The sequence below is a fragment of the Chryseobacterium jejuense genome, assembly GCF_017877355.1.
GTDB classification, from domain to species: domain Bacteria; phylum Bacteroidota; class Bacteroidia; order Flavobacteriales; family Weeksellaceae; genus Chryseobacterium; species Chryseobacterium jejuense_A.
The window spans coordinates 226440-239670 of record NZ_JAGIPR010000004.1 but is presented as its reverse complement, the minus strand read 5'-3'; the positions used below and the strand labels follow the sequence as shown (position 1 = coordinate 239670).

Genomic DNA, 13231 nt, shown 5'->3' with positions numbered 1-13231 from the left:
AAGTTCCGAAGTTGTTACAGGTATACGAATATTAAAATTCCCTCTAAAAATGAGGGAATTATTCTTTCAAAAAACACCATAAAAGGTTTATGCCTGTCTTTCGATTTATAAAGAATTTTGCTCGGTTACACAAATCTTACAATTTGGAATAGACTGAATCTCTTTAAAGTATTTGTCATATCTCCTGTTTAATGGAACCATTTTTACAAAATCTTTCATTTCAGTAGTGGCTAGCTCATCAAATCGTTTTTCCAGAATTTCACCCAGAGATTTACCAATTAATTCTTTTAGATGAGGATTGATAAAATAATTGATTGTGAACTTTCCAGTTTCATCACAATTTAACCCAATCTTACAAAACGGAGTTATAAATTCCTCACATCTAAAGCAGTTTCCTAAGTTTGGGATTTCAGTATGATTGCACTCGATTCTGGCTCTTAAATCCTCAGTCTCTAAAAGGCTTTGAATTTCAATTAAAAATCCCTTTAATTTATTATAGTGCTCTTTTGTTGTTTTGTTGGATTTTTGAGTCTCTAAAGTGGTAAATTTGATAAGCTTTGAATTATGATAATTCTCTTCAAAAAAATGAGCAAACAAATCTGGATTCAAATCAGGTATTTCTTTCTTCGTTTCCAGAAAAACAAAAACTACAAGTTTCTCAATATATTTACCCGTTGAAAACCTACATTTTGCAAGTGCTGTTTTGTTTTCCAGAATTTGGGTACGAGTTGGATAAACTTTGTTATTGGTTACATTCCCTTTTTTATCAATCCCATTCCAAGCCAGAAAATCTAATACAACCTTTTGAAAAGGTACAGAGTTGATAAAATTGTAACGGAGAACAGTGATAATATCACTTTCGTTATTATCAGTTGGAAACAACCAATTAAATTTATCATGAAATCTATTCCTTATCATAATTGTTCGGTTTTCTCTGATTGGTTACAATGGCTCCAATTATTCCTATACCAACGAAGAGAATAACAATAATAAGAACTGTATTATCACTACCATTATTGCTGTTTTTTTGGTAGCCAGTGTCTTTCTTAATGTAGCTCCCATCTGGTTGCTGATTATAATAATCATCAACATTAACCCTTTCTCCTTGAAAAGAAGGTCTATTGTCATCTGGTGAACTGAATGGGTCAACATCACTATTTTGAGTGTTTGTTTGTACGTTTCCAGACTGATTATAGCTTCTGTTTTCAGGAGCTGGTGCAGGTTGGTAAACATCTTCAAATTTTGCTACTTCGAGGTTTTCAACCATTTCCTGAGACTTTTCTAACTTTTGCCCAATTTTACTGGGTTTATTGTTTTTCAAAATCTCATCAACAGCCCTTACACTCTCACTTTGAGTTTCTTTCATACCAATTACTGGGTCAATTCCAGAGGCTGACTGGTTGTAATAGTCTTGCTGGGTTTGTGCATTGGTAAGACCTGCAAACAACAGTAATGATAATAATAACTTTTTCATATTCAATGATTTTAAAATTATTATTCTTTGTCTAAAGTAATGTTATTAATACCATTAATCCATTGAATTTTAGTGGCATTAACCTTTTTGAACTTGTAAGAACCACTAGAAGCACCTACTGTAATAACAAAGTTATAATCGATATCTGTTATTGTCTCATCCACCTTTGCTGTTTGTCCCGCAGATTTTGTCTGTTCTAATACCGTTTTGTAGCTCGTATAAGGCGTAAGCAATATAAAGTCTTCATTTGAAAATTTGAAATACTGGGTTGTAGTTCCAGATATAACCCATGTTCCAATTATCCAGCTTGGGGGTGAGAAGAATTTACTTTGTATAGGATTGTTTTGTTGTGGTGGTGTGTTGTCTTCGTTGTTAGAGCAACTAAGAGCGAAGAGAGAAAGTGCCAGAAATGACAATAGTAAAATCTTTTTCATAAGTGAAATCTTTAAAAAATATCACTCAATCCCGAAAAGTGAAAGGTTATAAAATGCAGAAAGCACGGGATTAAACCATACTTGCAAGGGGAGGCTCTGACAAAGCCAAACAACACAAATAGGAATAACCCGTGCCATATAGCACGAGTCATAAACTATTTATTCTGTGTTGTTTTTTGAACTGTCAGATTCCCCAAACAAAATAAAAGCTATGCTTCTTTTTTTCGATAATGTTACTGCAAACATACAAAAAATGTATATTTATTGTTCAATAAAATAAACAATCATGGAAGAAAACTCAGTATTTGCTTCAGATAAAGAGTATCTAAATTATGACATGCAGAACAGTGTTATTACTAATGAGTATGTTAAATTAGCTGAAGAAAAAAGTAAATTATTATCAAAAACGATTTAAAAAAAATTATTGCTGAAAACAAACTAATACTACAAAATGATTTGAATGCTAATTTCGAATCATTTTATGAAAAAGTTGTCGAGCATGCAGGTAATTCAATTATGGCTGACTATATTAAAGATAAACCTTTTGAGGTTAAAATTTTTGTTAGAAGTTATTTTTGTTCCACAAACCGTCATCTGGATAACTATGATAACGAAGTAAAAGATTTATTATAGAATTAAAACCCAACTATTATTGGGTTTTAATTTGTTTTTTAGCGTTAAAAAACGACTGTATATTTGCTGTCTCACCTCCGTACTCCTCTAATAGTATTTCTGAAAGATATTTTCTAATTGTAGTTGGAGAAACCTTGGTCTCTTCCTGTATGTCTTTAATTTTAAACTTTCTTCCCTCACTGAGTAACCCAGCAAAAGAATCGCTTACTAACTGCTTTTTTTGTACCCCTCTGTGTTTATTAATATAGATTCGAACAAGGCTCCGTTTTTGATTTGCATCTAATATTAGTGTAGGGTCAAAGAAGAACCTTTTTTTAGCATTATCTATAGGTAACCATTTTTCTCTTTTATCCAGGATAGTTTTACATATACTTTTTATTTCACTATCATTCATTGTTGGTCTACAGCATGATTTATTTACTATTCTCATGAATTCGATTAATCTTCCGCTTTGTATATTAGGATTTAGAGCAAGTATCTTAATTGCAATGCCTGATAGGATATGATTTCTTTTTCCATTATTAATATTTCTAGGAATTTTAACTGTAGCATAATAAAGTTTTTCCTCTTTTAAGTCACAGACCCCATTTTCATCGTAAATTATTTGAATTTTGGATTTCTTCTCTTCTAAGTTATCATATCTGATACGGTTATTTTTATCATTCCATTGATAACTATTAATAAAACTATATTTGGTAATGGAATGATTATTTTCTTCCTGAATATCAATAGCATCATCGGTAGACAGAAAACTACAGTCAATAGCCTGCGCATGCTCATTATAATATATATCTGGGTCAAAAGAAAGAATATTGAGTCTATTTATATTATTAGTCTTAGGGTCAAAAGGGATTTGTAGTTTCTCTGCTATCCATACAAAAGCCTCTTTAAAGTTAGATTTATTCACTCCTAATACCTTAACAAGACAACCGAAGCCTGTGCCACTTACACTTTTCCAGTGGGCTGTAAAGTATTCGGAATTAAACTGAAAGTTTAAATCATTATCAATGTCAAAATAGATGTAGCCAGTAGACTGAATTACGCTTTCTAATTTCTTACAACCATTAGTAGTAAAGTTCCAGAGAATGGATGGAATATAAGACTGTTTTATGTCATCATATTCTTTTGTTCCTTTTTCTAAGGTTTTAAGTTTTAGAATTTCTTTAATTTCAGGTCTTGAGCTATCTTTAATATACTTTATTACCTGCTGTAGATTTTCAAATGTTGAGTTTGAATGACTTGTTTTTACGTTTGCGAATTTTCTGAACATATCTGTGTTTTTATAAATTTTACAGTTACAAAAATAGTTCAGTTTTTGAGGGATTTTTGAGGGATTTTTATACTTTATTTTGGGTTAATTTGTTGTATTTCAATTTGTTATTTAGATTATTGTGGGATATTGTTTTTATTGGTCTAAAATATTGACGAGAGCTGTAATTTCTGAACCTTTTTTTACAACTCTTGAGGCAACATCTTTATTTAAATCGCTTATTCCATTAGAGATTTTTTTAGAATTGAAACTAACTTTATCTTTCCCGTTTGTAGTTACTAAGAATCTTTGAGAAATTAGGTCATAAAAAATCATAGGTTTCGAAGAAAATTTCTCTTTGAGAAATCGTATTAGATAGTAGAAATCAGGAAGAGAATTAAGTTTCAGTTCAATTTTGGTTTCTCCTGCATAATTAATTTTTAGAATTTCAAAAAAATCATTTTGTGAAATGTGCTTGTTAAATAGGTCGTATGATTTAAACTCATTGTACAGTTTTTCAACAAAAGCCAAGTTCAGACCAAAGATAGTTCTAAGGTTGTCAACTTTAACTACAGAAGTGATATGCTTACCATATTCATTTTTAAGCATATTTATGATTCCTGTGTGTGCATCATTGATTATATTAATAGTAATCCTTTGAATGTTATTTAAAGGTATAGAAAAATCCTCTTTATCATTTAATTGTTCTGAAAACCGAGAAATGCAATTCTCTAAAGATAAGATTGTATTTTCATAGTATATCTTTTGACTCAACTCTGTATTATAATCTCTAAAGTGATTGGCAACAGTTTTAATGAAATCACACTGATAGAATTCTATTTCTGAAACTAATAAAGCTTTATACTTTTGAATGATGTAGTCGATGTCGTACTGAGAGATAAATTGGTCATAATTTATAGCAGAAAAATCATAATGTTCTGAATCTCCCTCAATAGCTTCGTCATCTATTAATAGGTAATATTTTTTATTAAGTTCGACTTCATTATCCTGAAAGTTTATTTTAGAGATAATAAAATTATTTACCTTTTCAAGTGTATTTATAAAAATCATATTGCAAATTACTGATTTATAATTTTCTTAACCTTTTGAACAGTTCCTAAGCTAACGTTGCATAGCTTGGCGGTATCTCTCAAAGATTGTCCTTTCTTTAGATACTTTACAACCTCTTTATACTTATCTAAAACCTGTTCATCACTTTCAACCGAACCTTTTACCCTACCTTTGTAAACCCCCTTAGCTATGGCAAGTTTTATGCCCTCTTGTTGCCTTTCCAGTAAGGTTTCTCGTTCCATCTGGGCTATGTTTGCCATCACTGAAATGATTAGTCTAAAAGCTGAATTTATCTTACCATTAACTAAGCTTTCAATGCCCAAGTTATCGACTTTCAAAATAATTTTTTTGTCATTTAGAAGTTCCAAGGTAGTGAGAATGTCAAAAAGATTTCGTCCTAATCGGTCAATTGAATTTACAGTTATGTAATCTATTAAACCAGCTTCTATGTCTTCAAGCATCTTTTTTCCCTCTGGTCTTTGGCTGAATGGTGTAGCCCCACTAATGATGTCAATGTAAAGTTTTTCATTAGGGTGGCTTTTCTGTAATTGTCTTGCTGTATTCTGGTTTCCAGTAGAAACTCTAATATATCTTGCTTTCATTTGATTATGGTATAAAGCACCCTGATGACAGGGTGCAGGGTTGTTATTAATTTCTGAAATAATGACCATTTGAACATGAATAGTCAAACATGAAATTATATGCTGTTTTCTGCCAGTCTATGAAGATGTATGAGGGCAGATTTTCGGGAATGCTGCCATCTTGTTCTAACATTTCTTGTGCAAAGTCTTCATCTGAATTAAATTCACCAGAATAAGAATCCGAAACCTTATCTAAAAGCTCCTCTGTATCTTTACAATAACTACCAATGCAATCTACGTAGGCTTCAATGATTTCAAATTCTAAGCCTGAATTGTTTATTTTCTCTGCAATTTCGTAAATGTCCTCTGAAATGTGACATTCACTTATTAACCCTTGATTGATAAAGAATTTTGGGAATTCATAATCCTGAAACATAAATTCGGGGTCTCCTTCATCATTGTGAAGTTCTTTCATAGCCTCGTAAAGTTCATTGTAATCCGAATAATCTGAAAGGTTGAGCCACTCTCCAAAGATGCTTCCTTCGTTGTACTTTTTGTAGCTCCCTACGTAGATACTACAATTGTCAAGACAATTTTGTAAATTTGCCATGTTGATGAATTTTAATTTAACGGTTGAACATTTATTAACGTTTGCCTTGATGTGCTCCAACACATTCAAGGCTTTTTTTTATTTATTCAAATGTACAACATTTTTCTAACTGTACCAAATTTAGGATATGTGTTTTTAGTACATTTTATAACTTTTATATCATGTTATTAACAAACTTTTATTGTATCACGTTTAGACTTTAGTCTAAATATATTATTTGTCTAAAAAATAAATTTCAGGAAATTTATAAATATGAGTTCTGTAAAGCTCATAACAAAAAACTCATGTTAAAAAATGGGGGGAGTATACAAAGAAAAAAGAAATGATGGGGGGGTGTTTTCTATATAACTACTGTAGTTACTTAAACTCAAGATATTTCATTATACTAGGTGTGAATAATTTATAAAACATTCTTAGAATGAAACAAATCAACCGCTATTACTCTTCTTCCAATTCATCACTATTATCGAATGAAGTTTCCTGTTCGCTATCTAAATACTCATCTGAAGTATTATATTCAGGGCTGTAACTAGGAGTAGTACTGTATGAGCAATCGCCTTTGTTTAATAAAGTAATGTTATAGTCATACCCAGCATCACTAGTAAAAGAGCAAGAGCCACTTGATATATCCTGTGGAGTAAAATGTGAATCATCTAGCCAACCACCGTTTGGCCAATTGATTTTAACCAGTTCATCGTTTTCAACTTCTACAGTCAAAGTATATGTACTCGAAGTACCTGTATTGTAATAGTAGTAATCAATTTCAGCACAGTAAGTGCCATTCATAGTTGAGTCACCATAATTAGATTCACTCTCGCTAGCTTCTGTAGTATAATAGTTACTTACAGATGAATTTTTGCTTCCCTTGGAGCATGAATATAATGCAAAAATTATTATAAAAAAATAAACTCTCATGGCTTGGTTATTAGTTATTATAAATTATTTCTTTAATATCTTTATGTCATTTTTTAATTTTTCAAACATACTTTTTAATTTATAGAAAACCAAAATTGGGGTTTCTAATTCCTTTGCATTTACGTTTCCAGCAAATTCCCCATATAGCTAGAATATTTTTCCAGTCAATCATAAAATTAATAGAATGCAAGAGCAAGAAATTAGATTGCCAGACATAAAATGATTTATTTCAAATGTACTTGCAGAATAGTATTGTACTTATTAAAACTTGTAATATTTAACTGCAAGTATAAAATGTTTACTGATACTGAAATATGGATTTTTTTTTTATACATATAGTAATTCGTAAAAAGTAATTTATAGGGTAGGTGTGTAACTAGAATTACCCTGAGGAAATTATCTAGTAAATCTAATTTATTAAAAAAAATATTATAATTTAATTCTATATTTGAATATAAACTAACTACCATGAAAATTAAATCCATTGATGAAAAATTTAATGAATGTTGCTATATCTTATCTAAAGAAGATATTTATGAATTTGACAAAAGAGATAATGGTGCAATAAATAATGTTATTTCAAGGATTAACAAGCATTGTTACGGTGTAAATCTATACGAGGGTGACCCGACATTTGCTGAGATGTACTATATTAATCATGATTCAGATTTACGAGGTGATTTAATACGTTTAGATATACGAGACCCAGATTATTTTCATTTGTTGTTACAATTTTGCATTTTATTATCTGACAATTACCAAGAGTTAGATGAAATTAATGCTTTCAATATTTTTCAAACAAAATTGCGCGGATTTCTTGAAAAACTAGGATTTTTTACTGTTACTGATTTTGAACTTGCCAAATATAAGGATAGGAATTTAGCAATGATGGCAAAATCTCCAATTTTCCACGTAAGAACTATTGATAAAACAGAGTTCTATCAAATGCTTTTTAATTTTGACTCAAGTCAATCTGATAATGAGGATTGTGATTATGTTTATTTGATGGTTAACGAGGACACTTCGCTAATCAAAATAGGAACAAGTAAAAAACCTCAGTATAGAGAAAAGACCCTGCATTCACAAGAGCCTAAAATAAATCTTATTGCTAAATGGAAATGTGACAAAAAGATTGAGCGACAGCTTCATGAAATGTTTGCAGATAAACGAGTTCGTGGAGAGTGGTTTAGATTAACATTTAGAGATTTAAAGAGAATTGAAGATTTTATGTCTATCAATATTCAAACTTAAATATGAATATGTTAAGATAATGACATTCTAAATATTTTATCACATATTAAGCTAAAATAATACATGAAAAAAATAAAAAAACTGAAATTACATAATTTTAGAAAATTTAAAAATTTAGAGATAGATTTTGATGATGACCTCAATCTGCTTATAGGAGATAATGAGGCTGGAAAATCATCAATTTTAACAGCTATTGACCTAGTGCTAAGTGGAAGTAGAACAAAAGTAGAGAATATTGGATTAGAAAACTTGTTTAATAAAGATATTATTAGGGAGTTTTTAAGTTCTGAAAGAAATAATAATTATTTACCTAAACTGTTTCTAGAATTATATCTTGATGAACAAAATAATGACAGAACATCTGGGAGGAACAATAGCGATAATGTTGAATCTGATGGATTAAGACTTAATATTTTTCCTAATGATGAATATTCGAAATATATTAAAGAGATTCTAGAAAATCCAGATTGTGTATTTCCTTTTGAATTTTATACAATATCCTTTACTACTTTTAGTGACATTTCATACAATAGTTTTGTTAAACATTTAAAGCATATATTTATTGATAACTCCTCTATGAACAATGAGTATGCGATGAAAGAATATGTAAAAGATATTTACAATAGTTCATTGACTAATACACTTGAAAAATATAAGCATCATCATCAATACAGGCATCATAAAGAACAATTTAAAAAAAATGTTTTAAAGGATTTAAATGATAGAATTGGTGACTATAATTTTTCGTTGAAGAATAACTCTAAATCAAATTTAGATAATGACTTAACAATTTATGAAAATGAAATTTCTATAGATAATAAAGGAAAAGGGAAACAAGCTATTATTAAAACTGAATTAGCACTAAGTAGAAATGTTCAAGATTTAGATGTGTTGTTAATTGAAGAGCCTGAAAATCATTTAAGTCATGTAAATACAAGATTATTAATTGAAAAGATTAAAGATTCTAATAGTAAACAAATATTCATAACCACTCACAGTAATTTGATTTCTACAAGATTAGACTTGAGGAAATCAATACTTTTAAATAGTACAGATAATAAAGCTATAAAGCTAACCTCACTTCCAAAAGAAACAGCCCAGTTTTTTATTAAAGCACCCGATAATAATATTTTAGAATTTATACTTGCACGTAAAAATATTTTGGTAGAAGGAGATGCTGAGTTTATGCTGATAGACAAATTTTCACAAAAACACCTTAATAATAATTTACATCGTTTGGAGATTAATGTTTTATCTGTGGATGGGACAAGTTTTTCTCATTATTTAGAAATAGCAAAACTTCTAAATATTAAAACCTGTGTTATTACTGATAATGATGGCCAGACTAAAGGGGAAATGGATGAAAATTTTGCAAAATATGCTTCAGAAAATATCAAAGTTTATTTTGATGTAGATACAGAAAGAAAGACTTTTGAAATTTGTTTATATCAAGATAATACTGCTTTATGTGATAAACTATTTATAACACCAAAAAGGAAATTGTCTATCCAAGATTATATGCTTAAAAATAAAACAGAGTCAGCGTATAAATTGTTGCTTGATGGGAGTAATATAGAAGTTCCTACTTATATTAAAGATGCATTAAGATGGATAAGTCAATAATTCTTTCTGTTGCTGGTTCTGGAAAAACATATTTTCTTGTAGAAAAAACTAATCTTCATCAAAATTTTTTGTTGATTACTTATACAAATAGTGGAGTTGAAAGTATAAGAAGCGAAGTAATAGCAAAATATGGTTACTTACCCAATAATATTAGAGTATTAAATTTCTTCTCTTTCTTATATACTTTCTGTTATAAACCATATTTAAGCGACAAGTATAATGTTAAAGGCATCACTTGGCAATCGCCAAAAAGTATATATGATAATGGTTTTACAAATAAATTTAGATTTTTGTATGGTAATAGGCTATCTAAATTGATTAATACAGAATGTATAGAAGATGTTAAAAAAAGAATTGAAAAATATTTTGATTCTGTATTCATTGATGAAATTCAAGATTTTGCATCGAGTGATTTTAATTTTATTGTTAATTTAATAGAAGGTAATTATAACGTAAACCTTGTAGGGGATTTTTATCAACATACTTTTGATACCAGTAGGGATAAGAATATCAATAAAAATTTATATAAGAACGAAGTTAATTTTCTAAAATACTTTGAACAAAAAGGATTTAGTAAAAATACGGAGTCTCTTGTAAAAAGTAGAAGATGTAGTAAAAATGTGTGTGATTTTATTAGGAATAAGTTGGGTGTTAATATTGAATCATTAAATGAATTTGATACTGAAATAAAATTGCTGGAAAATGAAAATGAAATCCAAGATGTAGTTTCTAATAACCAAATAGTAAAATTATTTTTAACAAGACACTATAATTACAGGTGTATTTCGAATAATTGGGGAAATTGTAAAGGTTTAACTTTCGAAAATGTTTGCGTAGTAATTAATAATGAAATATTGGTTCAATTTTATAATGATAAATTTATTTTTAAATCTAATATTACAAAAAATAAATTTTATGTGGCTTGCTCAAGAACTAAAGGAAAATTATATTTTGTATCGGATAAAAAAATGAAGTTATATAAAAAATAATTATACCTCTTAATTTAATAAGATATAAATTCTATATATCATTCATCTGATATTCTAAATAAGTTATTTTATAATGTTTTCTGCTATTGTAAGTTTTTAAACAAACTAAAGATTAAATTCTCATTTCTATGAAGATAATTATTGCAGTTACGGTTTTCCGTAGTCTAAATAACACACAAATTTATATTTTTAACAGTTAACAACATTAGATTGTCAATGTTTTGCGTATGCGAATAGTTTGATTTGAATGATAGTGCTATTTGTCAAATTCTTAGAGATAATTAATTACATATATTTGTTAATATGAACTTTTAAAATTAATAACTGAATGGGTGAAAAATCGAAATTTATTGGTGAAACTGGTGAAAAAACAGTTGAAAATTTTCTTAAATTAATTGGCTGGGAAACAGCTTCAAAAGGAATTGAGTTTGCATGTATAAAAAATGAAGAACATAAGAAAGACCGTACGCATGGTTTAGACTTCTTTTTTTCCTATGCATCTCCTTTAGTTGATGGTGTATTGAAAAAAATATCGATTTCAGTAAAGTTTACAGATAATCAGTATAGCAGTTTACCTTCTAAGTTTAAGGAGTATTTTTTTGATTTAGTCACAAGTATGGAATGTTTTAGATTCTCAGAACAATCAAAAAATCTTTTATCTTCCGTAACATCACCATATACTACTTCTGAAAACATAGGTCTTTTATTTTGGCTTTCAAATGAAAATAGTGTACATGATGAGATTATTCCTAAGCTAAGTTCTGTTCAGCTACCTAATACATTTAACTATGATAGTTTTTACATCGTAGATAATAGAAGAATGGAGTTTGTTTTTACTAGTATCACTTTTGCACAAAATTACAGTCAATCTTCAGAATTGTTTTTTTTCTATCCCGATACAGGGAAAAATATTAATCCAACAATAAAAAGAAACTTTGGGAATATATTACCAATAGAATATATTAACGGAAGTATTTTACCCATTAGGCTTGAAAATAATCAAGATTCTTCAACAAAATTAATCTTGAGCACTATTGATAGTTTTAATATTGAAGATTTGAAAAGACTAATTTCATTATCGCAAGATTTAACAAAATCATGGCCTAGTGATGTGATAATAGCTTTTCCTGATTTTAATGTTGCAAGACACACTCAAGATGTGGCAACTGCAAAGTCTTCTTTTGAAGATATAAAGTTTATAAAAAATGTAAAAGTTGTATCTTATTATTCTGATTCTAAATCATTACAGGCATGAGGCATGAACATAAAGAAATAAGCAAAATATTGCCATACGGAGAGTTGCTTAGAGGTTTCGCAAATCAAGGATATTTGGTGAAATCAGATTTAAAACGTTTTTTAAGAGATAGAGGAATCTTTTTCAATACTTCTGAAAAGGAATTTTTGGTACCCTGTGTTTCGACTTTATTATTAAGTCCTTCAGAATTTGATGAATTAAGGGAATATCAAAATACAAAAGAAGATAATTATAAAAAAAATACAAGCCGAATAAATTGTAGCTCGGATTTTAAAATAATGGACGCTCTTGATAATATTAACTTTGCAAATATTATTCCTAAAGAAGGTGTCAGTTTCCGACTTTTTAAAGAGCCTACTATTACAATAAATCCTTACAATAAAGATAAGGCGACTATCGAATATGAAATAGAGCGTAATGATTTAAACAAAAGTTGGTATGAATCAACAAATATTTTCAAGGGGGAAATTGAAATTGAGAAAATTTCGGATACTGAAATTAAGCTAACTAAATCTTATACGTCTAATGAAAGTAATTTTGTTGGAGAAAATATTTTAAAGTGTACAATCAGTCACTTTAAAGAGAAAAAGATTGTTGAGAAGGAGCAACAATTAAAAAAAATATTATTTAGTGATTTTGAAAATGCTGATAGAATTGTCTTTTTTTATCGTTTATCTGCAAATATGCAAGATTCAGTATTTCAGTTTAAAGATATTGTAAATTTGGAGTTTAGACCCGAAATAGGTAAAAATTTACCTTCGGAAATAGAGTGGATGTTAAATAAAAGTGAACTAAAAATTAGAGGGAAGCAAATCCACGATACATTTTTTATAAAAGATAATAAATTTCACGAGAATTTACAGTTTTGGGAAATTGAGTCCTCATTTACATTTAAATTAGAAAAGTATGAAGGTACTTGTAATATTGTTTTTGGATTTAGAGATTATCTGATAAAAGGAGATAATGCTGAATTTGAATTGAATATTTCTAATTTTAGTTTATATAATGGTTCTGAATATTCTAGCAAGGATAAGTTGCTGATAAAAAATAAGTTACTTAGGCAAATTGAAAAAAGTAAGGATTTAGTATATACTAATTTCTTAAATTATATTAAAGAAAAAGGAGTTGCATTAAAATAAGTTTACT

Annotated in this window: 14 protein-coding genes; 6 read left to right on the top strand and 8 right to left on the bottom strand. The window is 28.8% G+C overall.

Annotation, left to right across the window (positions count from 1 at the left end; all coding sequences use genetic code 11):
• Positions 1–105 precede the first annotated feature (105 nt).
• Genes J2772_RS10375 through J2772_RS10365 form a run of 3 tightly spaced genes read right to left on the bottom strand, consistent with a single transcriptional unit; the run spans position 106 to position 1890 of the window.
• Entirely contained in the window at positions 106–918 is an 813-nt protein-coding gene (locus J2772_RS10375; RefSeq protein WP_209916331.1) for a hypothetical protein, read from the bottom strand.
• The gene (locus J2772_RS10370) at positions 905–1474 is read right to left on the bottom strand and encodes a hypothetical protein (protein WP_209916329.1); all 570 of its coding nucleotides are present in this window, start codon (positions 1472–1474) and stop codon (positions 905–907) included. Before J2772_RS10370 ends, J2772_RS10375 begins: the two co-directional genes overlap by 14 nt.
• Positions 1475–1494: 20 nt before the next feature.
• The gene (locus J2772_RS10365; RefSeq protein WP_209916327.1) at positions 1495–1890 is read right to left on the bottom strand and encodes a hypothetical protein; all 396 of its coding nucleotides are present in this window, start codon (positions 1888–1890) and stop codon (positions 1495–1497) included.
• A 304-nt stretch (positions 1891–2194) separates the two neighbouring features.
• Between J2772_RS10365 and J2772_RS24300 the strand changes: the two genes are divergently transcribed.
• Complete coding sequence (locus tag J2772_RS24300) at positions 2195–2323, top strand: hypothetical protein (RefSeq protein WP_262899064.1); 129 nt, start codon at positions 2195–2197, stop codon at positions 2321–2323.
• Positions 2324–2557: 234 nt separating this feature from the next.
• On the opposite strand, the gene J2772_RS10360 is transcribed toward J2772_RS24300, so the two are convergent.
• The 5 genes from J2772_RS10360 to J2772_RS10340 form a co-directional block, all read right to left on the bottom strand.
• Positions 2558–3811, bottom strand: coding sequence for a hypothetical protein (locus tag J2772_RS10360; protein ID WP_209916325.1), 1254 nt, complete (start codon positions 3809–3811; stop codon positions 2558–2560).
• A 135-nt stretch (positions 3812–3946) separates the two neighbouring features.
• A complete protein-coding gene (locus J2772_RS10355; RefSeq protein ID WP_209916324.1) occupies positions 3947–4861 on the bottom strand; it encodes a hypothetical protein in 915 nt (304 codons plus the stop codon).
• An 8-nt stretch (positions 4862–4869) separates the two neighbouring features.
• A complete protein-coding gene (locus tag J2772_RS10350) occupies positions 4870–5463 on the bottom strand; it encodes a recombinase family protein (RefSeq protein ID WP_209916321.1) in 594 nt (197 codons plus the stop codon).
• 46 nt (positions 5464–5509) lie between these two features.
• Positions 5510–6052 carry an antirestriction protein ArdA gene (locus tag J2772_RS10345; protein ID WP_209916319.1) on the bottom strand — a complete coding sequence of 181 codons (543 nt, stop codon included), beginning with the start codon at positions 6050–6052 and terminating at the stop codon, positions 5510–5512.
• A 438-nt stretch (positions 6053–6490) separates the two neighbouring features.
• On the bottom strand, positions 6491–6967 hold the full coding sequence (locus tag J2772_RS10340) for a hypothetical protein (protein ID WP_209916317.1): 477 nt from the start codon (positions 6965–6967) through the stop codon (positions 6491–6493).
• Positions 6968–7435: 468 nt separating this feature from the next.
• Here J2772_RS10340 and J2772_RS10335 point away from each other — a divergent pair, with 468 nt between their 5' ends.
• The 5 genes from J2772_RS10335 to J2772_RS10315 all read left to right on the top strand — a co-directional run bounded on the left by J2772_RS10335 (position 7436) and on the right by J2772_RS10315 (position 13224).
• Positions 7436–8218, top strand: coding sequence for a GIY-YIG nuclease family protein (locus J2772_RS10335; RefSeq protein WP_209916315.1), 783 nt, complete (start codon positions 7436–7438; stop codon positions 8216–8218).
• A gap of 63 nt (positions 8219–8281) precedes the next feature.
• Positions 8282–9841 carry an ATP-dependent nuclease gene (locus J2772_RS10330; protein WP_209916313.1) on the top strand — a complete coding sequence of 520 codons (1560 nt, stop codon included), beginning with the start codon at positions 8282–8284 and terminating at the stop codon, positions 9839–9841.
• Positions 9826–10830 carry a DNA helicase UvrD gene (locus J2772_RS10325; protein WP_209916311.1) on the top strand — a complete coding sequence of 335 codons (1005 nt, stop codon included), beginning with the start codon at positions 9826–9828 and terminating at the stop codon, positions 10828–10830. The genes J2772_RS10330 and J2772_RS10325 overlap by 16 nt, the downstream gene beginning before the upstream one ends.
• Before the next feature lie 328 nt (positions 10831–11158).
• Positions 11159–12085, top strand: a complete 927-nt coding sequence (locus tag J2772_RS10320) for a hypothetical protein (RefSeq protein ID WP_209916309.1) — start codon at positions 11159–11161, stop codon at positions 12083–12085.
• Complete coding sequence (locus J2772_RS10315; protein WP_209916306.1) at positions 12082–13224, top strand: hypothetical protein; 1143 nt, start codon at positions 12082–12084, stop codon at positions 13222–13224. Before J2772_RS10320 ends, J2772_RS10315 begins: the two co-directional genes overlap by 4 nt.
• The last annotated feature ends 7 nt before the right edge of the window (positions 13225–13231 follow it).